Here is a 26,535-nt window from a genome sequence, read left to right on the forward strand (position 1 = left end):
TCGAAAGACTGCAAAGTTGGTTTCGAGGCTGCGCCCCCTTAGCTCAGTCGGCAGAGCGTTTCCATGGTAAGGAAAAGGTCGACGGTTCGATTCCGTCAGGGGGCTCTGTTGCTGTTTAGGGCCGAACGCCTTAAACGCTGCAACACCAGGCGGTGTAGCTCAGTGGTAGAGCATACGACTCATAATCGTTGTGTCGCGGGTTCAATTCCCGCCATCGCTACTGGGATTTTTCCCATTACCTCAAGCCTTGTGCTGACCGGTTCCCGGTCTGCTAAGGTGAAGGCTGCTGTAAGTTCAGGTTTCATCTTTGGATCCCTGTTCTTTTACCCAGCACCCTCTAGGGGCGTGGCGCAATTGGTAGCGCAACGGTCTCCAAAACCGTAGGTTGCAGGTTCGAGTCCTGTCGCCCCTGCCATTATTTTTATGAGGTCATTCACCAAGGTCTCCAAGGCCATTGAGGAGTTATTGACGTGAGCGAAGAAAACAACGCTACCGGTGGAGCGGCTCGCCCAGTCGGTAAACGTCAACTCTCGGGTGCTTCCACGACATCCAGCGCTTCCTACGAAGCGAAGCGCGTCGTCAATGTCGATGACTCATCTGTTCGTGATGACAAGCCCGGTGGAGGTCCAACCAGCTTTGTTCCAGAGGTCGTCTCTGAAATGGGCAAGGTTGTCTGGCCTACCGCAAAGCAGATGGTGCAGTACACCATCGTCGTGTTCGCCTTCCTGTTCGTCCTTACTGCGCTGGTTTGGAGTATTGATACTGTTGCCAGCTTGGGAGTTGATGCAGTTCTTAACCCTTAGGTATAGTTGCTAAATATCCGGTTGTTATCCCGCTTATCCCTCGTTGGATAAGCGGGATAATTTATGACACAACCGCACCAGAATTACCCAATGACCCTATGCATAAGGGAGTAGAACGACCGTGAGCGAAGATACGCAGAACGAAAACCTTAACGACAGCGACGTTTTTGAAGACGTCACCCCGGAAGTAGCCAGGGCGAGCGAAGCGGCAGAACTCGCTGCTGAGGAAGACCGCGAATCGCTTGGCGATGACTACGATGCGGATTCCGACGATTTCGCCAAAGACCACGAAGAGGCCGTCAAGGCTACTGAAGCTGCCGCAAAGTCTGTAGAAGGCGCAGACGATGCCAGCGCAGAGGCTACCAATGATTCCGCTGAGTCTGATGCTTCTGCAACGGAGACGGATGCAGATGCGGATGCTGCCTACCGTATGCGTTTGCGGGAGTTCACGAAAGAGCTGAAGAAGCAGCCGGGGCAGTGGTACATCATTCAGTGCTATTCGGGTTACGAAAACAAGGTGAAAACCAACCTGGATATGCGCATCCAAACTCTTGAGGTTGAGGATTCCATCTTCGACGTCGTAGTTCCGATTGAAAATGTCGTGGAGAAAAAAGACGGCAAGAAAAAGATCGTCAAGAAGAAACTCCTGCCAGGCTACGTTTTGGTTCGCATGGAGATTAACGACCGCGCCTGGTCTGTGGTTCGTGATACCCCGGGTGTAACTTCTTTTGTGGGCAACGAGGGCAATGCGACTGTCGTCAAGACCCGTGAGGTGGCCAAGTTCTTGCTGCCGAAGACCACCGAGGCACGTGAAGAGGCGCCGGCACAGGCAGAAGAAGAGCAGGTGGCAAGCCCGCAGAAGCCAGCCGCATCTGGCATCAATCACGATTACCAGGTTGGCGAAGCCGTCACGATCCTGTCTGGTGCGCTGGCTTCGGTTTCGGCTACTATCTCCGAGATCGACCCAGAAACCGGCAAGATGCAGGCGCTGGTGTCGATCTTTGGTCGCGAAACCCCTGTGGAACTCACCGCAGACCAGGTCGAGCGCATTATGTAGTTTGAGCCTGGCGCCCGGGTTTGGGCTTGGCGCCCGGGTTACAGTACGCTAGGTCTTCGTGTGTGCGTACTAATGCGTGCGCAATCGCGTTTGCAGCAGCACACCGGAAAAGAATTGCACATCCCCGGTTGCCGGCGAAGGCCGGAATCCGGACAGCCCCCGTTATTCATCGTGGCGGGGGCTGGTACCACGGAATTGAGGTAAAACGATGGCTCCTAAGAAGAAAAAGAAGCAAGCAGGCTTTATTAAGCTGCAGATCCAGGCTGGTCAGGCAAACCCTGCTCCTCCAGTCGGCCCTGCCCTGGGTGCCCACCAGGTCAACATCATGGAATTCTGCAAGGCTTATAACGCCGCTACCGAAGACAAGCGCGGCGAAGTTATCCCTGTAGAAATCACCGTCTACGAGGACCGCTCCTTCGACTTCAAGCTGAAGACCCCACCTGCTGCCAAGTTGCTGCTGAAGGCTGCTGGCGTGCAGAAGGGCTCCGGCGTTCCGCACACCCAGAAGGTCGGAACCGTGACCTGGGAACAGTGCAAGGAAATCGGCAAGACCAAGTTCGAAGACCTGAACGCTCGTGACGAGGAAAACGCTGCCCGCATCATCGCTGGTACCGCTCGCTCCATGGGCCTGAACGTTGATGGACACCCAGACGCGTAAGTCGGGCCCCTCGCAAGCGTTAAGGTCTGTCGTACCGCAGCCTTGATGTTCGCCATGGCCGCACTCGGATAAAGTCGGATGCGGCCACATCCACCGTGGCAGAGCCAGCTACGGCTCGCTGACCACGACAATCCCCAAACTTAAAGGAATTGAGAAATGAGCACTAAGTCCAAAGCTTTTAAAGAAGCCGCGACCAAGATCTCCCGCGACCATCTGTACCGCCCACTAGAGGCAGTAAAGCTGGCTAAGGATACTTCTTCGAAGAACTTCGATGCCACCATCGACGTCGCTATGCGTCTGGGCGTTGATCCACGTAAGGCTGACCAGTTGGTTCGCGGCACCGTGTCCCTTCCAAATGGCACCGGTAAAGATGTTCGCGTTGCTGTTTTCGCGGCTGGCGAGAAGGCCACCGAAGCTGAGCAGGCTGGCGCCGACATCGTCGGTGTTGATGAGCTGATCTCCCAGGTCACCGAAGGCAAGATCGATTTCGACGTCGCAATTGCTACCCCTGACCAGATGGCTAAGATCGGTCGTATCGCGCGTGTCCTGGGCCCTCGTGGCCTGATGCCGAACCCGAAGACCGGTACCGTCACTAACGACGTCACCAAGGCGATCAAGGAAGTTAAGGGCGGTAAGATCTCTTTCCGTGTTGACAAGGCTTCCAACCTGCACGCCCTGATCGGTAAGGCCTCGTTCAGCGAGCAAGCTCTGGCTGAGAACTACGGCGCATTGTTGGACGAAGTTCTGCGTCTGAAGCCATCGGCTGCTAAGGGTGTTTACCTGAAGAAGGTTACCGTTTCTTCCACCACTGGTCCTGGTGTTCCAGTTGACCCATCGGTGCAGAAGAACTACACCGTAGAGGCTTAAACACCTCCAGGCTTAACCATCTCTACGCTTAAGTAACTCAAGACTTAAGCAACTGAGTGCCCGAGTGTTTCGCCCGAGGATCTCGCGCCCGAAGCACTCGTACTGCACTCCGCCCACCTTCACTCCCGTCCATTGGGATAGTGCAGGTGGGTTTTCTAGTATCCGTGTCAATTACCCTGCTATTACCCCCTATTAACTCTGTTGTACACGGGGTAATCTTGAAAGTACTATGCGGTATCTCTATCTGGCCCTTGGGCTGTTGTGCGTGGGGCTCGGTGCTTTCGGTGCGTTAGTGCCGTTGGTACCGGCGACTCCGTTCGTGCTGCTGGCGTTTTTCTTTTTCACGCGTAGTTCGCAGCGGTTGGAATTCTATATCGTGCACCGCTCACCGCTGCGTAGTTATCTCATTGATTTTTACTCTGGTTCGTTAAGCCGCAGACGTCGGATATACATCATTGCGACGGCCTGGGCCTCAATGATCTTGTCAACGATTTTGGTGGGAAAATTGTGGTTCGCGGTCATGATGGTGGGCATCGGGATGATTGCCGCGACTGTAATTTGGCGCCGAGAGCCCAAACCAGAAAAAGTAGCTCGTTTTTGGCGCCGTTATGAAGAGTCTGCTCGTCTCCAGAAACGTCGCCAGCAGGAACAGCACCAACTGGATCAGCACCAACAGAAGCGTCGTCAGAAATGACGCCAATACGGTCGCCGCATATCGCAGATGTTTAGATTTAACCTATGAGTTCTGGTTTTGCCCGGTCTTCCTTCGCCCACAATGGCAAGGCCCGAGTCGCCGTCATTGGTGCCGGCCCTAACGGCCTTACTGCTGCAGCAGTTTTAGCGCAGGCTGGCTGCCGGGTAGAAGTTTTTGAATCCGCCGACCATATCGGTGGATCAGCACGCACCCACCCTGCGTTCGGGGCGGGGAGCGCGGTTGATTTCGGTGCTGCGACTCATCCGTTCGGAGTCGTGAGTCCGGTGTTTCGCCAGTTAGGCCTCGAAAATTATGGGCTGGAGTGGAAGCATCCGCAGTACCCGATGGCGCACCCGCTTGTCGACGCACCTGCGGTTATCTTGCATCGCGATCTTAAGACCACCGCCGCACAGTTTTCCGACCATGACCGCCGCGTGTGGAACCACCTGCACAAACCGCTTGTCGACGACGTCGGCAAGCTTGTCAACTCGGTGCTTCCGGTCCGCCCACGATACCCGCTTGCTCTCGCGCGCTTGGGCCTGCGGGGTGTGTGGCCAGCGAGAAGCTTAACTTCGCGACTGCTTGTCGACGAAGCTGCCCGGGCCTTGCTGGTTGGTTCTGCTGTGCACGCGATTCGCCCGCCGAGCCAGCCAGGTACCGCAGCATTTGGATTGTTGTTTAATTCACTCGGGATGACCACGGGTTGGCCAGTGGTTTCCGGCGGTACTGGACAATTAGTTAGGGCATTGGCACGCGTGATTGAGCACTACGGCGGGACAATCAAGACCGGTGCTGCGATCCTGGATCTTTCTGGTTTTGTAACCTATGACGCTGTGGTGACTACGCAAACTCCGCGGCAGCTACTGGCCTTGCAAGGGCTAGATTTGTCTAGGCTGCGTTCGCGGAGTCTACGACGATGGAAATACGGTACCGCGGTGTACAAGGTGGACTATTTGGTTAATGGTCCGGTGCGGTGGAATGATCCGCGAGTGGCAGGGGCGGGCACGGTGCACGTGGGTGGAACCGGGTCTGAGATGCAGTTAGCGGAAAGTCAGGCTGCGGCGGGGATGTTGCCGGAGCGCCCATTCGTGATGGTCTGTCAACAACAGACCGCGGACCCTACGCGTTTTTCTGGTAATCGGCGGTCGGTGGGGGCTGGGCGGGTGCTGTCGGCGCAGCTAGATGCAGGGAGAATGCCGGAGGATGCCAGGCAACCGCACATCCTCTGGGCCTATGCTCACGTGCCGCATGGTTACCAGGAGAAGTTCCCGGGTGAAGTAGCAGGCCTGATAGAAGCGCAAATTTCGCGATATGCCGCCGGGTTTTCCGCACAAATCATCGAACGCCACCAGGCTTCCCCAGGGCAGCTGCAGGAAGCCAACGCGAATCTGATCGGCGGGGATATCGCAGGTGGAGCCATGAATTTGGCGCAGATGCTACGGCAGCGCCAATACGTCGGCACGTTGACGGTGAATCCGGAGGTTCCGGTGGTGCAGGCGAGCGGGGCTAGCCTGCCAGGCGCAGGTGTGCACGGAATGGCCGGGTGGCGTGCAGCGCAAACGATTCTTCGTAGATTTGGTTCTATCGAATTAAGGTGATAGGGTTCTTGCTGAAGTTTGAACGGCTTTTGCCGCGCTCAAGTTTCACCGAAGACCGTCGGTTATCCGTGTAACGGATCGAAGGTCACCCCACGAGTTACTCGTGGTGGCGACGACCCACGCAGGAGACACTTGTGCATTCCAACCAGAAGGTTGTATGCGCCCTGTGCTCTTGCACGGGGCTTTTTTGTTGCTAGCTTGCCAGCCACAGTCGCATGGTCTTGCTGGAAGCAGGGGAGTCTCGTGGTGACACCACTAGGATGTATCGAAAGGAGGCGTGAGTAACCATGGCAAACCCAAAGAACGTTGCGGAATTGGCCAAGATCAAAAACAAGCTGGCTGAGTCCGACTCGGTAGTTCTGACTGAATACCGTGGTCTGACTGTTCCGCAGATTTCCGAGCTGCGTGATCAGCTGGGTTTCGATGTTGAATACTCCGTCGCCAAGAACACCCTTCTGAAGATTGCCGTTAACGAAGCGGGAATCACTGACCTTGACGAATACTTCCAGGGTCCAACCGCTATCGCCTTTATCAAGGGCGAAGCTGTTGACGCTGCAAAGGTATTCAAGAAGTTCGGTTCCGAAAACGACGCTCTCGTCGTTAAGGCCGGCTACATGGATGGCAAAGCACTGAATGCCGACCAAGTCAAGGCACTGGCTGACCTGGACAGCCGCGAGGTAACCCTTGCGAAGCTGGCCGGCGCTATGAAGGGCAACTTGGCAAAGGCAGCAGCAGTGTTCAATGCACCTGCTACCAAGATGGCTCGCCTCGGCGCTGCTCTCGAAGAGAAGAAGCAGAACGAAGGCTAAAAACCACCCGGTGCTGGCGCTTGCGGTTGCTAGGCCTGGCTGGATCATCCAGCGCGGCTCGCATGCCGACGATGTGCCGGAACCAACGACAAATTGTGCACTGTGAAGCGCGAAAGCGCAGAACACGCAACTATAGAAAGGAAGCCTGACATGGCTAAGCTCTCCAAGGACGAGCTCATTGAAGCGTTCAAGGAAATGACCCTGATCGAACTTTCCGATTTCGTTAAGGAATTCGAGGAAGTATTCGACGTTGAAGCTGCTGCTCCTGCAGCTGTAGCTGCTGCTCCAGCCGCTGGTGCTGGCGAGGGCGCTGCTGAAGAGAAGGACGAGTTCGACGTTGTCCTGACCGACGCTGGCGCTAAGAAGATCGGCGTTATTAAGGCTGTCCGCGAAATCGTTTCCGGCCTGGGCCTGAAGGAAGCCAAGGAACTCGTAGAGTCCGCTCCAAAGGCTATCATCGAGGGCGCTTCCAAGGACGACGCCGAGGCTGCAAAGACCAAGCTGGAAGAAGCTGGCGCTTCTGTCGAGCTGAAGTAGTCTTTACTACCCCAAGCATTCTTGCCACCGCAGCGAGTCGGTTATAACTCGTAACAATCGCTAACCCGCGGGTTCACCTTTTCGGTGCCCGCGGGTTTTGTTATATGGTTTGGCAGACGTTTCCCGCTATTTAACCCCTACTTAACCCACATGCACCCTCCACCATATACTCATACTTTCGGATGATTTTTCGGATCCAGAAGCGGTAAGCTAAAGCCTAGTGCTGCCACCACAATTGGCGGCAGCGTCGGCACTGTCGGCATGCTGCCCGCGCAGATGCCACCATTTGTGAAGAAAGGATTCCCCATGACTGGCACCCCGAACACCCTTCTCGTTTTCTTTTCTCGTAGCGGTGAAAATCTCTGGGATGGTGGTCGCCGCACACTAGAAATCGGTAACACCAAGCGTGTCGCCGGTATGATCGCCGAACGCATCGAATGCGACATTTTCGAGATCACGGCCGCTGACCCCTATTCCGACGAGTTCGATTCCGTTGACCAGCGCTCGGCACAAGAACTACGCGACAACGCTCGTCCAGCCATCGCTGGCGAACTGCCCGACGTCGGCAAGTATGAGCGCATCATCGTGGGCAGCCCGGTGTGGCACGCAGAACTCCCCATGATTCTGCGCACCTTCTTCGATGAGGCCAACGGTCTGGCAGGCAAGGACGTCTATCCGTTTGTGACGTTTACTGGCGGTGCGGGGGCGGCATTGTCGGAGGTGGCTGCGGCATGTCCGCAGGCGACGGTACACCAGGGGCTGCCGGTTCGCGGTGAGGACGTGGACAATGCAGGGGAAGATGTTGACGCCTGGGTGGCAGTCGAGTTCCACGGTGAGGAGCTTTGAGTAACCACCATGTAGCACGATCATCTCACATGGTGTGACATGATGCGGCATAGTGCGGGGGCCACCCAGGCGCCTCTCGGTCCCTGGGTACGGTAAACTGCCACACATGCTGCCTGCCTCACGCGTTTTGTCTGCCATTGCGATCGGCATTGGCCTTGCCTTGGTGGTCGGCGCCGGCCTGGCTCCGCGTTTCGTGCACATTGACGCGCGATTACCGCTTGATGTCCAGCACACCACCTTTCGGCTTGTAGACGACGCCACTGGTTACCAGCGCCAGTTGCATTGGGACCTGCTGGAGCCTGCTGATGCAGAATCGGTCGCCGTTCGCGTTGGTTCGACGCTTATACGAAGCAGCGAGGAAAACCAAGCAGGCCAGCCCGACGAGCAGCCAGGGGGTAACCACGCGCAAGACAACCCGGACGCAACCGAGCTTGTCGACGCCGACGTTTGGGCCTTCGATATGGACCGTCGGAGCGGGCAAGCGCTGAGTACCGCGCAACTCAGCCACACGTTGGTGACTCCGGCTGCACACGTCGAGATCGATGGCCAGTGGTTAAAATTCCCAGTTAACGCGGAAAAGACCAGCTATGACGTGTTTGACGAAACGCTTCGGGAATCCCACCCGGCGGCGTTTCAGGAGGAAGTTACAGTAGACGGGGTGGAGCTGTACCGTTATCGTCAGGTCATCGATCCGGTGAACGTCGCCTCGAAATACGCGGATGCGCGCAACACTAAACAGGAAGACCCGGTGGTTCCTGATAGAGCTCCTGCAGAAAACGCTGAAGAAGCGCCTGTGAAAACTCCAGAAGAAAACGCAGAAGAAGCGGGCGCGCTAGAACAAGTTCCGGCACCCACAATCAGGCGGCAGTTGTATTTGCATCATTCGGCGACGCGTGATTATTTTGTGCATCCACGCACAGGCATGATCGTCGACGTGCACGAAACTGTCGATGATTACTTTGCGACTCACACGGGAGAGCGTATCGAAGACGGCATTGCATATCAGGCGCAGCTTGCCGACGCCGACGTCGACAAGCTTATTACCCAGGCGGAGTCATTCCCTGACGATGACACAGTGCGTCTTATCCGCTACATTGTGTTGGGAATTGGCGCGCTTATTACAGTGCTGGCGTTGATCGGCGTGTTTGGTGGCTTTCGGCGAGTCCGACAGAACTAGGTCTGAGCAGCAGGTGCTCCGTTAACTCCCTCTGCCACAGTTGCTAATCAGGACTTTACAAAATAAGCAAATTGCAATAGACTGCTACGTTGCGCTGGAATCTGTGGACTAGTGCATGCTTGAGCCTTGTTGATTTTCGTGAAAACGTTCACTTGACAAGGTGATTTTATGCTATCTGATCACGGAATTCCACAGCAATAAAAGATGCTAAAAAATACCAGCGGTTGTAGGGCAGTCACATGCCAGAGTGGCTGAAACCCGCTTCCGCGTGAGGTGCTGGAAGGACCCATCTTGGCAGTCTCCCGCCAGACCAGTTCAGTGGCTAATATTCCCGGAGCCCCGCAACGGTACTCGTTCGCGAAGATTAACGAACCGATCGCCGTCCCGGGGCTTTTAGACCTACAACGAGACTCTTACGATTGGCTCATCGGTACGCCCGAGTGGCGTGAGCGCGAACAAGAACGTCGCGGTGCCGATGCGCAGATTACTTCAGGGCTCGAGGATATCCTGAATGAGCTTTCGCCGATTGAGGATTACTCCGGCAACATGTCTCTTTCGTTGTCTGAGCCCCGTTTCGAACCGGTGAAAAACACCGTCGACGAGGCGAAAGAAAAAGACATTAACTACTCCGCACCACTGTATGTGACTGCGGAATTCATTAATTCCGATACCCAGGAGATCAAGTCCCAGACTGTTTTCATCGGTGATTTCCCGATGATGACCGAAAAGGGCACCTTCATCGTGAACGGTACAGAGCGCGTCATTGTTTCGCAGCTGGTCCGTTCCCCGGGTGTTTACTTTGATCGTTCTATCGACAAATCCACCGAGCGTCCGCTGCATGCGGTGAAGGTTATCCCTTCTCGTGGCGCGTGGCTGGAATTTGACGTTGATAAGCGTGACACCGTCGGCGTGCGTATTGACCGCAAGCGTCGCCAGCCGGTTACTGTGCTGTTGAAGGCTTTGGGTTGGACCGAAGAGAAGATCCGGGACCGTTTCGGCTTCTCCGAACTTATGATGTCCACGCTGGAAGCTGACGGCGTTGCCAATACCGACGAGGCTTTGTTGGAAATCTACCGCAAGCAACGTCCGGGCGAGCAGCCTACCCGCGATCTGGCGCAGTCGCTGCTGGACAATTCTTTCTTCAACCCGAAGCGCTATGACTTGGCACGCGTTGGTCGTTACAAGATCAACCGCAAGTTGGGCTTGGGTGGCGATCATGATGGTCTGAGCACCCTAACTGAAGAAGACATTGCTACCACGCTGGAATATCTGGTGCGTTTGCACACCGGCGAGCGGGAGATGCAATCGCCGGAAGGTCAGCATCTGATGTTGGACACCGACGACATCGACCACTTTGGTAACCGTCGTCTGCGTACTGTTGGTGAGTTGATTCAAAACCAGGTGCGCGTCGGTTTGTCTCGTATGGAGCGCGTCGTACGTGAACGTATGACCACCCAGGATGCAGAGTCGATCACTCCGACTTCTTTGATTAACGTCCGTCCGGTTTCTGCTTCGATTCGCGAATTCTTTGGTACTTCCCAGCTGTCCCAGTTTATGGACCAGAACAACTCGCTGTCTGGTCTGACCCACAAGCGTCGTCTCTCCGCGCTGGGTCCTGGCGGTCTGTCGCGCGAGCGCGCCGGCATCGAAGTTCGTGACGTGCACCCTTCGCACTACGGACGCATGTGTCCAATTGAGACCCCGGAAGGTCCGAACATTGGTCTGATCGGATCGTTGGCATCGTACGCTCGAGTGAATTCCTTCGGCTTTATCGAGACCCCATACCGCAAAGTTGTGGATGGTCGCGTTACTGACGAAGTTGAGTACCTGGCTGCCGATGCGGAAGACCGTTATTCCATTGCCCAGGCTGAGGTCCCAACCGCAGAAGACGGCACGATTACCAGTGACCGTATCGAGGTCCGCCAGAAGGATGGCGATATCGCCGTTACCACTGCTGACGGCGTAGATTACGTTGACGTTTCCCCACGACAGATGGTTTCTGTCGCTACCGCGATGATTCCGTTCCTGGAGCACGACGACGCTAACCGTGCTTTGATGGGTGCGAACATGCAGCGCCAGGCGGTTCCTCTGGTCCGTTCCGAGGCACCATATGTTGGCACGGGTATGGAATTGCGCGCCGCTTATGACGCTGGCGACGTAGTCATTACGCCGAAGGCAGGCGTTGTGGAAAACGTCTCTGCGGATCTGATCACCATCATGGATGATGATGGCATTCGCGATACCTACATGCTGCGCAAATTCGAGCGCACCAACCAGGGCACCAACTACAACCAGACTCCACTGGTTAATATTGGAGACCGCGTCGAGGCAGGCCAAGTGCTTGCCGACGGCCCTGGTACCCATAACGGCGAAATGTCGTTGGGCCGCAACATGCTGGTGGCGTTCATGCCGTGGGAAGGCCACAACTACGAGGACGCGATCATTCTGAATCAGTCCATCGTGGAAGATGACTCTTTGACGTCCGTGCACATCGAAGAACACGAAATCGATGCTCGTGACACCAAACTTGGTGCCGAAGAAATTACTCGCGAAATTCCGAATGTTTCGGAAGATGTTCTACGAGACCTCGACGAGCGCGGAATCATCCGCATCGGTGCAGACGTCCGCCCAGGCGACATCCTGGTCGGTAAGGTCACGCCGAAGGGTGAAACTGAGCTGACCCCTGAGGAGCGTTTGCTCCGTGCCATCTTTGGTGAGAAGGCTCGCGAAGTTCGCGATACCTCGATGAAGGTTCCACACGGTGAGACCGGCAAGGTCATTGGCGTGGCGCGCTTCTCTCGTGAGGATGACGATGATCTCTCGCCAGGCGTCAATGAGATGATTCGCGTCTACGTTGCCCAGAAGCGCAAGATCCAGGATGGCGATAAGCTCGCTGGCCGTCACGGTAACAAGGGTGTCGTCGGCAAGATCCTGCCGCCGGAGGATATGCCATTCATGGAAGACGGAACCCCGGTTGACGTCATCCTGAACACCCACGGTGTTCCTCGTCGTATGAACATTGGTCAGGTTTTGGAGATTCACCTGGGTTGGCTGGCACATGCCGGTTGGAAGGTTGATCCCAACGATCCGCAGAACGAAGAACTGATCAAGACCCTGCCGAAGGAACTGTACGACGTTCCGGCCCATTCGCTGACCGCAACCCCGGTTTTCGACGGTGCTTCCAACGAAGAGGTCTCTGGTCTGTTGGCTAACTCCCGCCCAAACCGCGACGGCAATGTCATGGTGGATCGCCATGGTAAGGCTCGTTTGTTTGACGGCCGCTCCGGTGAGCCATTCGAGCACCCGATCTCCGTCGGTTACATGTACATCTTGAAGTTGCACCACCTGATCGACGAGAAGATTCACGCTCGCTCGACTGGTCCTTATTCCATGATTACCCAGCAGCCGCTGGGTGGTAAGGCACAGTTCGGTGGTCAGCGCTTCGGTGAGATGGAGGTGTGGGCAATGCAGGCATACGGTGCCGCCTACACCCTGCAGGAGCTTCTGACGATCAAGTCCGACGATGTGGTTGGACGTGTGAAGGTCTACGAGGCGATCGTGAAGGGCGATAACATTCCGGATCCGGGTATCCCAGAGTCCTTCAAGGTCTTGCTCAAGGAGCTGCAGTCGCTGTGCCTGAACGTTGAGGTTCTTTCCTCTGACGGAACTCCGATGGAGCTGTCTGGCTCTGACGAGGACGACGAAGCCGGACCATCGCTGGGCATTAACTTGTCCCGCGATGAGGGCGCCGCTGCAGACATCTCCTAAACGGCAAAAACCAACGCCGAAATACCAAAAGTCCTTAATAGTCATTGCAATCCCTCCTTCATCGGAGGGGAAAGGGTATTTACGTGTTTGACGTAAACCTCTTCGACGAACTCCGCATTGGTCTTGCCACTGCCGACGACATCCGCCGTTGGTCCAAAGGCGAGGTCAAGAAGCCGGAAACCATCAACTACCGCACCCTGAAGCCGGAACGTGACGGCTTGTTCTGTGAGCGCATCTTCGGACCAACCCGCGACTGGGAATGTGCCTGTGGCAAGTACAAGCGTGTCCGCTACAAGGGCATCATTTGTGAGCGCTGTGGCGTTGAGGTGACCAAGTCCAAGGTGCGCCGTGAGCGCATGGGCCACATCGAACTGGCTGCTCCAGTGACCCACATCTGGTACTTCAAGGGTGTTCCTTCCCGTCTGGGCTACTTGTTGGATTTGGCTCCAAAGGATCTGGAGCGCATCATCTACTTCGCGGCGAACATCATCACCTCAGTAGATGAGGAAGCCCGCCACAACGACTTGTCCACTCTGGAAGCAGAAATGCTTCTCGAAAAGAAGGACGTCGAAGACGACACCAACTCTGAGATCGCCGAGCGGGCTCAGAAGCTCGAGCAGGACCTAGCGGAACTGGAAGAAGCCGGTGCGAAGGCCGATGCACGTCGTAAGGTGCAAAACGCTGCCGAAAAAGAAATGCAGCACATGCGCGAACGCGGCGAGCGCGAAGTTGATCGTCTCGACGAAATCTGGAACCACTTCGTCAAGCTGGCTCCAAAGCAGATGATCATCGACGAGACCATCTACGAAGAACTCGTCGATCGCTACGAGGATTACTTCACCGGTGGCATGGGTGCGGAAGCCATCCAGACTCTGATCCGTAATTTCGATCTTGAAGCTGAGGCTGAAGAGCTTCGCGGCATCATCAATGAAGGCAAAGGCCAGAAGAAGATGCGCGCTCTGAAGCGCCTGAAGGTTGTTGCTGCATTCCTGAATTCCGGTAATGATCCTGCTGGAATGGTTCTGGATTCCATCCCAGTTATTCCGCCAGAGCTTCGTCCAATGGTGCAGTTGGATGGTGGCCGATTCGCTACCTCCGACTTGAACGACCTCTACCGTCGTGTGATCAACCGCAACAACCGTCTGAAGCGCATGTTGGATCTCGGTGCTCCGGAGATCATCGTGAACAACGAGAAGCGCATGCTGCAGGAGTCGGTGGATGCACTGTTCGACAACGGCCGACGCGGCCGTCCTGTCGCTGGCCCGGGTAACCGCCCACTGAAGTCCTTGTCCGACCTCTTGAAGGGTAAGTCGGGTCGTTTCCGTCAGAACCTGCTTGGTAAGCGTGTGGACTACTCCGGCCGTTCGGTTATTATCGTCGGTCCGCAGCTGAAGCTGCACGAGTGTGGTCTGCCGAAGTTGATGGCGTTGGAGCTGTTCAAGCCATTCGTCATGAAGCGCCTGGTGGAAAACGACTATGCGCAGAACATCAAGTCCGCCAAGCGCATGGTTGAGCGTCAACGTCCAGAAGTTTGGGACGTTCTCGAAGAAGCAATTTCGGAGCACCCAGTGCTGCTGAACCGCGCACCAACCCTGCACCGTCTGGGCATTCAGGCATTCGAACCGAAGTTGGTCGAAGGTAAAGCCATCCAGCTGCACCCACTTGCCTGTGAGGCCTTTAACGCCGACTTCGACGGCGACCAGATGGCGGTTCACCTGCCACTGTCCGCCGAGGCGCAGGCCGAAGCCCGTGTGCTGATGCTGTCGTCGAACAACATTTTGTCCCCAGCATCCGGTAAGCCATTGGCCATGCCGCGTCTGGATATGGTCACCGGTCTGTACTTTTTGACCATGAACAAGCGTGCCGACGAACAGGGCGGAGAGGGCCGCTACCAATCTGCCGACGAAAATGGTCCGGCACAGGGCGTGTACTCGTCGTATGCGGAAGCCATCATGGCACGCGACCGCGGCGTTCTGGGCTTGCAGGCGCCTATCAAGGTCCGTATTTCTCACTTGCGTCCACCGCGCGAAATCGAGGAAGCGCAGTTCCCAGAAGGTTGGCAGCGCGGCGATACTTGGTTGGCTGATACCACCCTGGGTCGCATCATGTTCAATGAATTGCTGCCATGGGACTACCCGTACCTTGAAGGCGTCATGGTGCGTAAGGGCGGTGGCTCGGAGAAGATCCTGCTGGGCGATGTCATTAATGACTTGGCCGTAAAGTATCCAATGATCTCCGTCGCACAAACGCTGGACAAGATGAAGGATGCCGGCTTCTACTGGGCAACCCGATCCGGTGTGACCATTACGATGCATGACGTTTTGGTGCTGCCAAACAAGACCGAGATCCTCGAGTCTTATGAGGCCGAAGCAGAGCGTATCGAGCGCAAGTACTGGGAGCAGGGTGCTCTGACCGAGCGCGAGCGCTATGAGCGCTTGGTCGAACTCTGGAAGGATGCGACCGACAAGGTCGGTACTTCTGTTGAGGAGCTGTACCCAGACGACAACCCAATTCCGATGATCGTGAAGTCGGGTGCCGCGGGTAACATGCGTCAGATCTGGACGCTGGCCGGTATGAAGGGCATGGTTGTGAACTCGAAGGGTGACTACATCACCCGTCCGATTAAGACTTCCTTCCGCGAAGGTCTGTCGGTTCTCGAGTACTTCAACAACTCGCACGGTTCCCGTAAGGGTCTGGCCGATACCGCTCTGCGTACCGCAGACTCCGGTTACCTGACCCGTCGTCTGGTCGACGTTGCCCAGGACGTTATTGTCCGCGAAGAAGACTGTGCGACCCGCCAGGGCGTGCGTGTGCCAATCGGTGAGCAGATCACTGACGACACATACGCAGTGCACGAGCTCTGGGAGACCTCCGCTTCCGGTCGTGTGGTTGCCTCCGATGTCAAGGACGCCAATGGTGAGGTTTTGGTCGCTGGCGGCGACGATTTGACTGAGGAGAACACCCAGAAGCTGGTCGATGCCGGAATCACCGAGATCAAGGTTCGTTCGGTTCTTACTTGCCAGACTCCAGCAGGTGTCTGTGCGAAGTGCTACGGCAAGTCCATGGCTTCCGGCAACTTGGTCGACATCGGCGAGGCCGTCGGTATCGTGGCTGCCCAGTCCATTGGTGAGCCTGGTACCCAGTTGACGATGCGTACCTTCCACCAGGGTGGTGTCGGTGGAGACATTACCGGTGGTCTGCCGCGTGTTCAGGAGCTGTTTGAGGCCCGCAACCCGAAGAACCGTGCCCCAATTGCATCGGTCGCCGGTGAGATCTCGTTGTCGGACGAAGGAAACTTCTGGACCCTGACCATCCACCCAGATGATGGTTCGGACAATGTCGTTTACGAGAAGCTGTCGAAGCGTCAGGGCCTGGCCCAGGTGCGTCGCCCAATGGAATCCAACCCGGATGCCATGATTGAACGCGCACTGCGAGACGGCGACCACGTCGAGGTCGGCGAGCGTTTGCTACGCGGTGCTGCCGATCCGCACGATGTTCTGGAAGTTCTGGGACGTCGTGGCGTCGAAAAGCACCTTATCGACGAAGTGCAAGCCGTGTACCGCACCCAGGGTGTGGCTATCCACGATAAGCACATTGAGATCATCATCCGCCAGATGCTGCGCCGCGGTACGGTCATCGATTCCGGTACTACATCGTTATTGCCGGGCAACCTGATCGACCTCTCCGAGGCCAAGCAGGTCAACGCGGCCCAGGTCGCAGAGGGCGGACAGCCTGCCGAGATGCGTTCCGAGATCATGGGTATTACCAAGGCCTCCCTGGCTACCGAGTCGTGGCTGTCGGCTGCTTCGTTCCAGGAGACCACCCGCGTTCTTACCGACGCCGCCATTAACAAGCGCTCTGACTCGTTGATCGGTCTGAAGGAAAACGTCATCATCGGTAAGCTCATCCCGGCTGGTACCGGTATTAACCGTTACCGCAACATCACCGTTAAGCCGACGGAGGCTGCTCGCAATGCGGCATACTCTATCCCTACCTATGGTGACTCCATCTACGGCGACGATGGCTACAGTGACTTCACTGGCGCTTCCGTCCCACTGGACGAGACCTTCGAGCTCTAAAGCGCTGTTTGTGTCCCGCAGCTTCCATAGGCGCAGGGACCCACAGCATTAGGACTATTATCGCCACTCGGTGCTAGTCCTAAGCCGTTCTGCAAGGCCCTATCCCTTTTCGGGGTAGGGCCTTTTGCGCGCCCAGATCGTGGTTGGTGTTTAGACTCGAGTGAGCCTTGTGGGCGGGCTGAGCCGAAATTACCGGCATTTCAGACAGGTCAAGGCCGTGCGTGCCTGGTGCACCACCTGGGTGTGGTGATTGTTCCCATAAGTGCTTGGAAAAACTTAGCCTTGGGTATAGCGTAAAGCGGGCTTAGAAACTTAAAAGGATCATTAGAATTTCAGAAAGGCAGCCATGTCTGATCATTCCTCCAATGCGCGCGCGACAGCAGAACCGAAACGTAGCCTGACTTGGCGCCCGATCGACATCGTCATCGTCGCCATCTTGGGTGTGGCGACTGGATTCATCTTCGTAGTCTGGAACAACATCGGTTACGCGTGGTTTACCGCTATGGATAATCTCACGCCAGGGCTGGGTGGTCTGGCGGTGGGCATTTGGCTGCTCGGTGGTGTGCTTGGTGGATTAATTATCCGGAAACCGGGTGCGGCGATCTTCGTCGAGGTTTTTGCGGCCAGTGTTTCTGCAGCTCTGGGTTCGCAATGGGGGCCGGAAACCCTCTATTCCGGTTTGGCACAGGGGTTGGGTGCGGAATTGATCTTCCTTATCTTTGCCTACCGCAAGTTTAATATCGTCGTCGCCACGCTTTCTGGTATCGGGGCAGGTGTTGGCGCCTGGACGTTGGAATTGTTCCTCTCTCCGAACCTGGCAAAATCGCTGGAATTCAACATTATCTACCTCGTATGCGTTGCCATTTCGGGTGCGATCCTGGCTGGCATTCTGGGTTTTTCGTTAATGAAGTCACTGGCGAAAACGGGTGCTCTCGACCGTTTCGCGGCTGGTCGGGAGCACCGCGCATAGAGCTTCCGGACCAAAAACACTAGCTCTCCATCATTCGACACCAATCGCATCCTTATCGATATGTCAGCAACAGCGGTCGAAATTGCTAATTACACCTGGAGGCATGCTGGGCGCGCGAAGCCAGCGATCGACAATCTGAACCTAGAGATTGCGGCCGGCGAACGTGTGCTCATTTGTGGTAATTCGGGTTCAGGGAAATCCACTTTGGTCGCTGCCATCGCTGGTGTGTTAGGCGGTGATGAAGAAGGCGATGAATCTGGCCGGTTGTTGCTTGCAGATGCCAGCGGTAGAAAAGAGCCTGCAGGAACCTCAACACCAGTGGGCCTGGTATTACAGGATCCGGACTCGCAGGTAATAGCTGCACGCGTGGGGGACGACGTCGCATTTGGCTGCGAAAATCAAGGATTGGAGCGCACCGAAATTTGGTCCCGGGTCCGTGAGGCCCTGCCATTGGTGGGTTTGAATCTCCCGTTAGACCATCCGACTGCATTCTTGTCTGGTGGCCAAAAGCAGCGCTTGGCTCTGGCGGGTGTTATTGCCATGCGTCCGGGCATCATCATTTTGGACGAACCCACCGCGAATCTTGACCCCGAAGGCGCGCGTGACGTGGTGCAAGCGGTAACCAACGTTGTAAACCACACTGGAGCGACATTGCTGGTCGTCGAGCATAATTATGACGTTTGGCTGCCATTATTGGAGCGTGGCCTGGAGTTTTCTGCAGGTAAACTTGTCGACGACGCACCGGCCAAAGACATCGTAAACCGGCGCCGCATTGGAAACCTCCCAGAGGCAGCGCCGAAGTTAGCAAACAATGCCGCAGCGCTCACGGCGCATGAGGTCATAGCAGCGGAACAACCTGCTCATTTGCCTGCACGCAGCCTGCACCTGCCTGAACATGCGTCGACGGTGCTTACCGGCGCTAATGGTACTGGTAAGACTACGCTGCTGATGACGCTGGCGGGCTTGCGGCCTCTTGCCTCAGGCCGGATTGATTTGGCGGATTCTATCCGTGATGGCCTACGGGGCAACGTCGCAAAGTGGAAATCTCGGCAGCTGGCCCAGCGCATTGGATATGTGTTTCAGAACCCGGAGCATCAATTTGTCGCCCGCACGGTATTGGAGGAACTGCAAGTGGGGCCGAAGGTGATGGGTCTGGAGGTCAGTACACGCCGCTATGATGAGCTGTTGGAGCGGCTGTCCCTGGCCCATCTTGCACAAGCCAACCCTTTTACCTTGTCCGGTGGAGAAAAGCGGCGACTTTCTGTGGCTACTGCCTTGATAGCCGCACCGAAATTATTGCTTTTCGACGAGCCGACTTTTGGGCAAGATCCCCATACGTTCGGCGAACTGGTCGCAATTGTGCGTGGTTTGGTCGACGAAGGCGTAACCGTGGCCTCAGTGACGCACGATGAGAATTACCGTAATGCGCTTGGTGATAACCATGTCGAGTTGTTAGCGACAGGGGGTAAGTGAGATGGCTTCCGAGCAGATCCCTTCTGGAACGCTTATCCCTTCTGGAACGCTTATCCCTTCTGGGGCGCCGAAGATTAACCCGTTGACCCGCATTTTGATCATGCTGTTGGTGACCACCCCTTTGTTGCTGAGCCTAGATTGGCTAAGCGCTACGGTCTCGTTGGTTATCACTATCGTGGCAGCTCTTATCGGGGGAGTGGGATGGAAGAAACTGGTGGCCACGCTTTGGCCTTTACTGTTCGTCGCGCCGTTGTCGGGCATCTCGATGCTGCTATATGGCGCCGAAGGCGGCGAGGTCTATTTCGAGTTTTGGTTGATGACGATCTCTGACAACTCCATTGAATTGGCCATTGCAATCATGATTCGCATCCTCGCGGTGGCGAGCCCGGTGATTTTGTTGGCCCGGAATATTGACCCCACACGCTTGGGCGATGCGCTGGCACAGATAGTGCATGTTCCGGACCGCTTTGTCATTGGTTCGGTTGCAGGTGTACGAATGACAGGCTTGTTCAAAGACGATTGGGTGGCGATGAATCGCGCTCGTCGTGCTCGCGGCTTGGGTGATCGGGGAAGAATTGCCCATTTCTTCACTATGGCTTTTGGTCTGTTGGTACTGGCTTTAAGGCGTGGCGGCAAACTTGCCACCGCCATGGAAGCTCGTGGGTTTGGCCGCCGGCCGCTCTATGGGGAGCACCGATCGTGGGCGCGGCCGTCGCGCTTGCACACCACAGATTGGCTGGCTCTGGGGCTTGGCCTCGTCTGTGCCGCAATCCCGGTGGGGGTCGCAGTGATGGCGGGCAGTTGGCGCTGGTTTGGTCTCTAATCTGCTTAGGTATCCGCTGTTCTGGCCGTATTTTGTTGTGCGGGATGAAGGCCTTTGGACGGTACTGGTGCGGCACTTGTCGGCGCCGCTTGCTAAGGAAATACACTGAGTAAGCCAGTTGAGGGCCCAATCCAGGCCGGAAAATTGTTGTGCTCGGACAAACAGGTGCACTGAGGCAATCTTCTCTGACAAGGACGGTCCTGGATTGATAGCCCCGCCGATTGAAGTCGTGCTTGAGAAGTGCTATCCTACGAGTTGGTTCGTCTCACTTAAGTGGTGGGATGATAAGTCTGATCATCTTCTTGGCGCAGAAACGCCAATGGAGACGTTCTGGACACGCGGAAGGGCCCCGGAAAAGAGCCCCCATTTTTGCGTGTTTGGATGCGTTGTCTAGTCCAGCTCCGGCTGGCGCCACAAAGGTGAAGAAAACTCAACCGACAAGAAAGACTGGTTTATGCCAACTATTCAACAGCTGGTCCGCAAGGGCCGCCACGATAAGAAGTCGAAGGTGGCAACCGCAGCGCTGAAGGGTTCCCCACAGCGTCGTGGTGTCTGCACCCGCGTCTACACCACCACCCCAAAGAAGCCAAACTCGGCGTTGCGTAAGCTCGCTCGTGTTCGTCTGACCTCTGGTGTAGAGGTTTCGGCCTACATTCCCGGTGAGGGCCACAACCTCCAGGAGCACTCCATGGTTCTGGTCCGTGGTGGACGTGTAAAGGACCTTCCAGGTATTCGTTACAAGATCGTCCGTGGCGCTCTTGACACCCAGGGTGTTAAGGACCGTAAGCAGGCTCGTTCCCGTTACGGCGCAAAGAAGGGGTAATAAACAATGCGTAAGAATCAAGCTCCAAAGCGTCCAGTTGTTAAAGACCCGATCTACCAGTCGGAGCAGGTATCCCAGCTGGTCAACAAGGTCCTGCTCGATGGTAAGAAAGCTACCGCTGAACGCATCGTGTATGGCGCTCTGGATAAGTGCAAGGAAAAAACCGGAACTGACCCGTTGGGCACCTTGGAGAAGGCACTGGGCAACATCCGTCCAGACCTCGAGGTCCGTTCCCGCCGTGTCGGTGGCGCTACATACCAGGTTCCAGTAGAAGTACGCCCAAGCCGTGCGAACACTCTGGCCCTGCGCTGGCTGGTTACCTTTACCCGTAAACGTCGCGAGAACACCATGATCGAGCGTCTAGCTAACGAGATCTTGGATGCCTCCAACGGTTTGGGTGCTTCCGTCAAGCGTCGTGAAGACACTCACAAGATGGCTGAAGCCAACCGCGCTTTCGCCCACTACCGCTGGTAATTCGCTGTTTAACCAGACTGCGAAGCTTTTCCCGTTGAGTTATGTCTCGGCACGGAAGCAAACGCAGTCCGGACACGACAGATTGACCCGCAATGCGCCAGCCCAACCTGGAGGATTACGGGTCATTTGTTTAGCAGCCCGCATGCAAAATCGGCGACAAAAGCTTCGGCCAAGACTGTGCAAAGGACGTCGATAATAGCTAAACGGCTGCCAAACGAAACTTTTCGTGGCATTATCGCAATTAACGCGACTATCGCGCGGAAATTTACAGCAACAACTATTTTGATGGGGTAAAACTGTGGCACAAGAAGTGCTTAAGGATCTAAACAAGGTTCGCAATATTGGCATCATGGCCCACATCGATGCTGGTAAAACCACCACCACCGAGCGTATCTTGTTCTATACCGGTATTAACCGCAAGGTTGGTGAAACCCACGACGGTGGTTCGACCACCGACTGGATGGAGCAGGAAAAAGAGCGCGGTATTACCATTACTTCCGCTGCCGTTACCTGTTTCTGGGAAGGCAACCAGGTCAACATCATTGACACGCCTGGCCACGTCGACTTCACCGTCGAGGTTGAGCGTTCCCTGCGTGTGCTCGATGGCGCCGTAGCTGTTTTCGATGGCAAGGAAGGCGTTGAACCGCAGTCCGAACAGGTTTGGCGTCAGGCTGCGAAGTACGACGTTCCGCGTATATGCTTCGTGAACAAGATGGACAAGCTCGGTGCAGACTTCTACTACACCGTGCAGACCATTATCGATCGTTTGGGTGCCAAGCCACTCGTTATGCAGCTCCCAATCGGCGTTGAGGATGATTTCGACGGAGTCGTCGACCTGCTGCAAATGAAGGCTTATATGTGGCCTGGCAAGGTCGAAGTCGGTGCTGAACCTCAGCTGACTGAGATTCCTGCAGACCTGCAAGAAAAGGCCGAAGAATACCGTGAGAAATTGGTCGAAGCTGTTGCTGAGACTGATGAAGAACTCATGGAAAAGTACTTCGGTGGCGAGGAAATCTCCATCGATGAGTTGAAGGCACAGATTCGTAAGCTGGTTGTTAACTCTGAAATCTACCCGGTTTACTGTGGTACTGCGTACCGCAACAAGGGTGTCCAGCCATTGCTGGACGCTGTCATTGATTTCTTGCCAAACCCAATGGACGTTGGCGAAGTCATTGGCCACGAAATGGGCAACGAAGATGTTGAGATGCGTCGTAAGCCATCGGCTGAAGAACCGTTCTCCGGTCTGGCGTTTAAGATTGCTGCGCACCCATTCTTCGGCCAGCTGACATTCGTTCGCGTTTACTCCGGACGTGTGGAGCCAGGCAACGAAGTTCTGAACTCCACGAAGAATAAGAAGCAGCGAATCGGCAAGATTTTCCAGATGCACGCCAACAAGGAAAACCCTGTTGACGAAGCACTCGCAGGAAACATCTACGCGATTATTGGTCTGAAAGACATCACCACCGGTGACACCATCTGCTCCAAGGAAGCCCCAATCATCCTGGAGTCCATGGACTTCCCGGATCCAGTTATCCAGGTTGCAATCGAGCCAAAGACCAAGGCTGACCAAGAGAAGCTATCGACCGCTATCCAGCGTCTCGCTGACGAGGACCCAACCTTTACCGTTAAGCTGGATGAAGAATCCGGCCAGACTGTTATCGGCGGCATGGGCGAGCTGCACTTGGACGTCTTGGTTGACCGCATGAAGCGCGAATTCAAGGTTGAGGCAAACATCGGTAACCCACAGGTTGCCTACCGCGAGACCATCCGTAAGTCGGTTGCTTCCTTGGACTACACCCACAAGAAGCAGACCGGTGGTTCCGGACAGTTCGCTAAGGTTATCGTCTCGATCGAGCCTTATGCTCCAGACGAGAGCGAGCTGGAGGAAGGCGAGAGCCCGCTGTACAAATTCGAGAACGCGGTTACTGGTGGCCGTATTCCGAAGGAGTACATCCCTTCAGTCGACGCAGGTATCCAGGACGCCATGCAGTATGGCTACCTGGCTGGCTACCCGCTCGTCAACATCAAGGCAACCCTGGAAGACGGCGCTTACCACGACGTTGACTCTTCGGAGATGGCCTTCAAGCTGGCCGGCTCCCAGGTACTAAAGGAAGCAGTAGCTAAGGCTAAGCCTGTGCTACTGGAGCCATTGATGGCCGTAGAGGTAGTTACGCCTGAAGAATTCATGGGTGACGTCATTGGCGACATCAATGCTCGCCGTGGACAGGTCGAATCCATGGATGACCGTTCCGGCGCCAAGGTCGTTAAGGCCCGCGTGCCGCTGTCCTCTATGTTCGGTTACGTTGGCGATCTGCGTTCCCGTACCCAAGGTCGTGCGAACTACACCATGGTTTTCGACTCCTACGGTGAAGTTCCACAATCCGTTGCAGAAGAAGTTATCGCCGCACGTACCGGCGGTTCCACAAACTAAATCGAGAAGAAGTGGGGAAATGGCTCCCCACCTGAGTCCGGGCGCCAAACATTCGGCAACTAACAACTCTGTTAGGCACCGTTTATTGGGTCGCTCGGCTCAATTCTCACCGGGTTGCGGCCGCGCTGAGCTCATTGCTTTCCGTTCTTTCGCATCGTAGATTATGAACTTTCCTAATCGCGAAGCCATTCGGCTCTGTTGATACAGAGCGGTTCACGTGTTTAGGACATTGCTAGAATGGGCTGAGCCGGCCGTTACCCGATGGCCGTTGATCTGACTGATATGGTTACTAAAAACCGTTTATATGCATGAACGGTTTGATATATCTGTGCCATAATTCTAGGATCAGGTAACGGGCACACCTGTAAGACGTTGCCTGCCGCTTGTCTGCGACCTAGTCGTAGACGACTTAGTAGGCAAAATATACAAACCACGTGGCTGCGAAGGTCGTAGCCACCGATAAAGTCCAGGAGGACATACAGTGGCAAAGGAGAAGTTCGAGCGTACGAAGCCGCATGTGAACATCGGCACTATCGGACACGTCGACCACGGCAAGACCACCACCACCGCAGCTATCACCAAGGTTCTGTCGGACAAGTATCCTGATGAAAACCAGGCATTCGCGTTCGACATGATCGACAAGGCTCCTGAGGAGAAGGAGCGCGGTATTACCATTAACATCTCCCACGTGGAGTACTCCACCCCTAAGCGCCACTACGCGCACGTGGACGCCCCAGGCCACGCTGACTACATCAAGAACATGATCACTGGTGCCGCTCAGATGGACGGCGCTATCTTGGTTGTTGCAGCTACCGACGGCCCAATGCCACAGACCCGCGAGCACGTTCTGCTGGCTCGCCAGGTTGGCGTTCCTTACATCCTGGTTGCACTGAACAAGTGCGACATGGTTGACGACGAGGAAATCCTCGAGCTCGTCGAGATGGAGATCCGCGAATTGCTGGCTGACCAGGAATTCGACGAAGAAGCTCCAATCGTTCACATCTCCGCAGTCGGCGCCTTGGAAGGCGAAGAGAAGTGGGTTAACGCCATCGTTGAACTGATGGATGCTTGTGACGAGTCGATCCCTGATCCAGACCGTGCTACCGACAAGCCATTCCTGATGCCTATCGAGGACATCTTCACCATTACCGGCCGTGGCACCGTTGTTACCGGTCGTGTAGAGCGTGGTTCCCTGAAGGTCAACGAAGAAGTCGAGATCATCGGCATCAAGGAAAAGTCCCAGAAGACCACCATCACCGGTATCGAAATGTTCCGCAAGATGCTGGACTACACCGAGGCCGGCGACAACGCTGGTCTGCTGCTTCGCGGTACCAAGCGTGAAGACGTTGAGCGTGGACAGGTTATCGTTGCTCCAGGTGCCTACAGCACCCACAAGAAGTTCGAAGGTTCCGTCTACGTTCTTTCCAAGGACGAGGGCGGCCGCCACACCCCATTCTTCGACAACTACCGTCCTCAGTTCTACTTCCGCACCACCGACGTTACCGGTGTTGTTACCCTGCCTGAGGGCACCGAGATGGTTATGCCTGGCGACAACGTCGACATGTCCGTCGAATTGATTCAGCCAGTCGCTATGGACGAGGGCCTGCGCTTCGCTATCCGCGAAGGTTCCCGTACCGTTGGTGCTGGTGTCGTTAACAAGATCCTGGATTAATTCCTTGACTTGTTGGCGTAGTGTCAACGCCCATGGCGTTCACTAGGCTAGACGCTTTTCGCCGCTACCGAATTGTCGGTAGCGGCTTTTTGCGTGGTGCGGGAGATTGCATGTTGCAGGTCTATTAGGTGTGGCCGGTTGCAGGTCTATTAGGTGTGGCTGTACGTGCCCGGTTTACCCGGCTCTTCGAATGAAGTAGTGGCCTTGGTGCTGCAACGATCCCACAGGGAGTATTGCTGCTTTACCTTCCTTGACAGGCGACTCCCTTACTATAATAGGTTGCTGCGAGTGCGTAACCTTATGCTTTTTCGCAACGGATCGAAAACAGATGTGATTCTGTAATTGTGGTCACGTATTGATGGCTACGCGAGGGAGAAGGTATTGCGAACTCGTCGGGGTGAGGACCAGTTCGTTTCGATGTCCTGTGTTGTGTTTAGCTTTTGTGAGCTCCCAATAAAGTTTGTTAGGAATGGGGAAATAGCGACGGTTAGTGCTCCTCCTGCAACGAAAATGGATGCCGTGTGTTGCTGCATCAATTTGGATTCGACTGCCACGCCGGTGACCACAACAATGATTGGCAGGCGGGTCGCGAAATACATTCGACTCTCAGGCGCTCGCGCGGGTTTGTGATGCCAGAACCTGTGTTGCCGAATACCTCTCGCAGGTACACCGGCGGGACGTGGGTTACCAGAAATAGAGCGGCTGAGAATAATTCCAGCGGCAAATGCGCCTGGCGCAATATCGACATTCGAAAGCTGCAGCTATTGCCCTCAGAATAGCCATAATCAATATGATTGGGCGCAAGATAGTTTGGTTCGTTGATCCGGCGCTAGATACGAACGCACGCCCGATCCCCGGGATCGCGTGAATTATTGCTGCGGGAGTTCAGCGGACTGAAAAATACGCGCCGACACCACAGCGATAGCGCAGATAACCCAAGTTGATAAGGCGGCTTTGGTTTGCTGGAACGCATCGA

General features: G+C 55.6%; 19 protein-coding genes and 3 tRNA genes. All 22 read left to right on the top strand.

What is annotated here, in order from left to right:
* The first annotated feature begins 32 nt into the window (after positions 1-32).
* The 22 genes from A5774_RS10165 to tuf all read left to right on the top strand — a co-directional run bounded on the left by A5774_RS10165 (position 33) and on the right by tuf (position 25,559).
* Positions 33-105 (top strand) — tRNA-Thr (locus tag A5774_RS10165).
* A 43-nt stretch (positions 106-148) separates the two neighbouring features.
* Positions 149-220 (top strand) — tRNA-Met (locus tag A5774_RS10170).
* Positions 221-339: 119 nt separating this feature from the next.
* Positions 340-415 (top strand) — tRNA-Trp (locus A5774_RS10175).
* A 55-nt stretch (positions 416-470) separates the two neighbouring features.
* Entirely contained in the window at positions 471-803 is a 333-nt protein-coding gene (gene secE / locus A5774_RS10180) for a preprotein translocase subunit SecE (RefSeq protein WP_027017510.1), read from the top strand.
* 121 nt (positions 804-924) lie between these two features.
* Positions 925-1,860 (top strand): transcription termination/antitermination protein NusG, encoded by a 936-nt coding sequence (nusG, locus tag A5774_RS10185; protein ID WP_027017511.1) that lies wholly within the window; start codon positions 925-927, stop codon positions 1,858-1,860.
* 208 nt (positions 1,861-2,068) lie between these two features.
* Positions 2,069-2,518, top strand: a complete 450-nt coding sequence (gene rplK / locus A5774_RS10190; protein ID WP_018121334.1) for a 50S ribosomal protein L11 — start codon at positions 2,069-2,071, stop codon at positions 2,516-2,518.
* Between the two features lie 156 nt (positions 2,519-2,674).
* Positions 2,675-3,385 carry a 50S ribosomal protein L1 gene (gene rplA, locus A5774_RS10195; RefSeq protein WP_023018931.1) on the top strand — a complete coding sequence of 237 codons (711 nt, stop codon included), beginning with the start codon at positions 2,675-2,677 and terminating at the stop codon, positions 3,383-3,385.
* Between the two features lie 229 nt (positions 3,386-3,614).
* Positions 3,615-4,079 carry a YbaN family protein gene (locus A5774_RS10200; RefSeq protein ID WP_023018932.1) on the top strand — a complete coding sequence of 155 codons (465 nt, stop codon included), beginning with the start codon at positions 3,615-3,617 and terminating at the stop codon, positions 4,077-4,079.
* A 44-nt stretch (positions 4,080-4,123) separates the two neighbouring features.
* Complete coding sequence (locus tag A5774_RS10205) at positions 4,124-5,677, top strand: NAD(P)/FAD-dependent oxidoreductase (protein WP_064834689.1); 1,554 nt, start codon at positions 4,124-4,126, stop codon at positions 5,675-5,677.
* A 287-nt stretch (positions 5,678-5,964) separates the two neighbouring features.
* Positions 5,965-6,486, top strand: a complete 522-nt coding sequence (gene rplJ, locus A5774_RS10210) for a 50S ribosomal protein L10 (RefSeq protein ID WP_064834690.1) — start codon at positions 5,965-5,967, stop codon at positions 6,484-6,486.
* Between the two features lie 150 nt (positions 6,487-6,636).
* Entirely contained in the window at positions 6,637-7,023 is a 387-nt protein-coding gene (gene rplL, locus A5774_RS10215) for a 50S ribosomal protein L7/L12 (RefSeq protein ID WP_018121329.1), read from the top strand.
* Between the two features lie 306 nt (positions 7,024-7,329).
* Positions 7,330-7,869, top strand: a complete 540-nt coding sequence (locus A5774_RS10220) for a flavodoxin (RefSeq protein WP_064834691.1) — start codon at positions 7,330-7,332, stop codon at positions 7,867-7,869.
* Between the two features lie 106 nt (positions 7,870-7,975).
* A complete protein-coding gene (locus A5774_RS10225; protein WP_064834692.1) occupies positions 7,976-9,046 on the top strand; it encodes a DUF3068 domain-containing protein in 1,071 nt (356 codons plus the stop codon).
* 273 nt (positions 9,047-9,319) lie between these two features.
* Entirely contained in the window at positions 9,320-12,814 is a 3,495-nt protein-coding gene (locus tag A5774_RS10230) for a DNA-directed RNA polymerase subunit beta (RefSeq protein ID WP_027017513.1), read from the top strand.
* Positions 12,815-12,897: 83 nt separating this feature from the next.
* Positions 12,898-16,893, top strand: coding sequence for a DNA-directed RNA polymerase subunit beta' (locus A5774_RS10235; protein ID WP_064834693.1), 3,996 nt, complete (start codon positions 12,898-12,900; stop codon positions 16,891-16,893).
* A gap of 346 nt (positions 16,894-17,239) precedes the next feature.
* On the top strand, positions 17,240-17,863 hold the full coding sequence (locus tag A5774_RS10240) for an ECF transporter S component (protein WP_021352939.1): 624 nt from the start codon (positions 17,240-17,242) through the stop codon (positions 17,861-17,863).
* A gap of 60 nt (positions 17,864-17,923) precedes the next feature.
* On the top strand, positions 17,924-19,336 hold the full coding sequence (locus tag A5774_RS10245; RefSeq protein WP_064834694.1) for an ABC transporter ATP-binding protein: 1,413 nt from the start codon (positions 17,924-17,926) through the stop codon (positions 19,334-19,336).
* A 1-nt stretch (position 19,337) separates the two neighbouring features.
* Positions 19,338-20,159, top strand: a complete 822-nt coding sequence (locus tag A5774_RS10250; protein ID WP_156519611.1) for an energy-coupling factor transporter transmembrane protein EcfT — start codon at positions 19,338-19,340, stop codon at positions 20,157-20,159.
* Between the two features lie 454 nt (positions 20,160-20,613).
* On the top strand, positions 20,614-20,982 hold the full coding sequence (gene rpsL / locus A5774_RS10255; protein WP_018121319.1) for a 30S ribosomal protein S12: 369 nt from the start codon (positions 20,614-20,616) through the stop codon (positions 20,980-20,982).
* Positions 20,983-20,988: 6 nt separating this feature from the next.
* Positions 20,989-21,456 carry a 30S ribosomal protein S7 gene (rpsG, locus tag A5774_RS10260; protein ID WP_021352942.1) on the top strand — a complete coding sequence of 156 codons (468 nt, stop codon included), beginning with the start codon at positions 20,989-20,991 and terminating at the stop codon, positions 21,454-21,456.
* A 298-nt stretch (positions 21,457-21,754) separates the two neighbouring features.
* On the top strand, positions 21,755-23,887 hold the full coding sequence (gene fusA, locus A5774_RS10265) for an elongation factor G (RefSeq protein ID WP_064834695.1): 2,133 nt from the start codon (positions 21,755-21,757) through the stop codon (positions 23,885-23,887).
* 481 nt (positions 23,888-24,368) lie between these two features.
* Positions 24,369-25,559 (top strand): elongation factor Tu, encoded by a 1,191-nt coding sequence (gene tuf / locus A5774_RS10270; RefSeq protein ID WP_021352944.1) that lies wholly within the window; start codon positions 24,369-24,371, stop codon positions 25,557-25,559.
* Positions 25,560-26,535 lie beyond the last annotated feature (976 nt).

The sequence above is a fragment of the Corynebacterium sp. EPI-003-04-2554_SCH2473622 genome, assembly GCF_001665955.1.
In the GTDB taxonomy this organism is placed as follows: domain Bacteria; phylum Actinomycetota; class Actinomycetes; order Mycobacteriales; family Mycobacteriaceae; genus Corynebacterium; species Corynebacterium pseudodiphtheriticum.

Coding starts and splice junctions, on each gene's coding strand:
- rplK (WP_018121334.1), top strand. CDS start 2,069: ATGGCTCCTAAGAAGAAAAAGAAGCAAGCAGGCTTTATTAAGCTGCAG.
- rplA (WP_023018931.1), top strand. CDS start 2,675: ATGAGCACTAAGTCCAAAGCTTTTAAAGAAGCCGCGACCAAGATCTCC.
- A5774_RS10200 (WP_023018932.1), top strand. CDS start 3,615: ATGCGGTATCTCTATCTGGCCCTTGGGCTGTTGTGCGTGGGGCTCGGT.
- A5774_RS10205 (WP_064834689.1), top strand. CDS start 4,124: ATGAGTTCTGGTTTTGCCCGGTCTTCCTTCGCCCACAATGGCAAGGCC.
- rplJ (WP_064834690.1), top strand. CDS start 5,965: ATGGCAAACCCAAAGAACGTTGCGGAATTGGCCAAGATCAAAAACAAG.
- rplL (WP_018121329.1), top strand. CDS start 6,637: ATGGCTAAGCTCTCCAAGGACGAGCTCATTGAAGCGTTCAAGGAAATG.
- A5774_RS10220 (WP_064834691.1), top strand. CDS start 7,330: ATGACTGGCACCCCGAACACCCTTCTCGTTTTCTTTTCTCGTAGCGGT.
- A5774_RS10225 (WP_064834692.1), top strand. CDS start 7,976: ATGCTGCCTGCCTCACGCGTTTTGTCTGCCATTGCGATCGGCATTGGC.
- A5774_RS10240 (WP_021352939.1), top strand. CDS start 17,240: ATGTCTGATCATTCCTCCAATGCGCGCGCGACAGCAGAACCGAAACGT.
- A5774_RS10245 (WP_064834694.1), top strand. CDS start 17,924: ATGTCAGCAACAGCGGTCGAAATTGCTAATTACACCTGGAGGCATGCT.
- A5774_RS10250 (WP_156519611.1), top strand. CDS start 19,338: ATGGCTTCCGAGCAGATCCCTTCTGGAACGCTTATCCCTTCTGGAACG.
- rpsL (WP_018121319.1), top strand. CDS start 20,614: ATGCCAACTATTCAACAGCTGGTCCGCAAGGGCCGCCACGATAAGAAG.
- rpsG (WP_021352942.1), top strand. CDS start 20,989: ATGCGTAAGAATCAAGCTCCAAAGCGTCCAGTTGTTAAAGACCCGATC.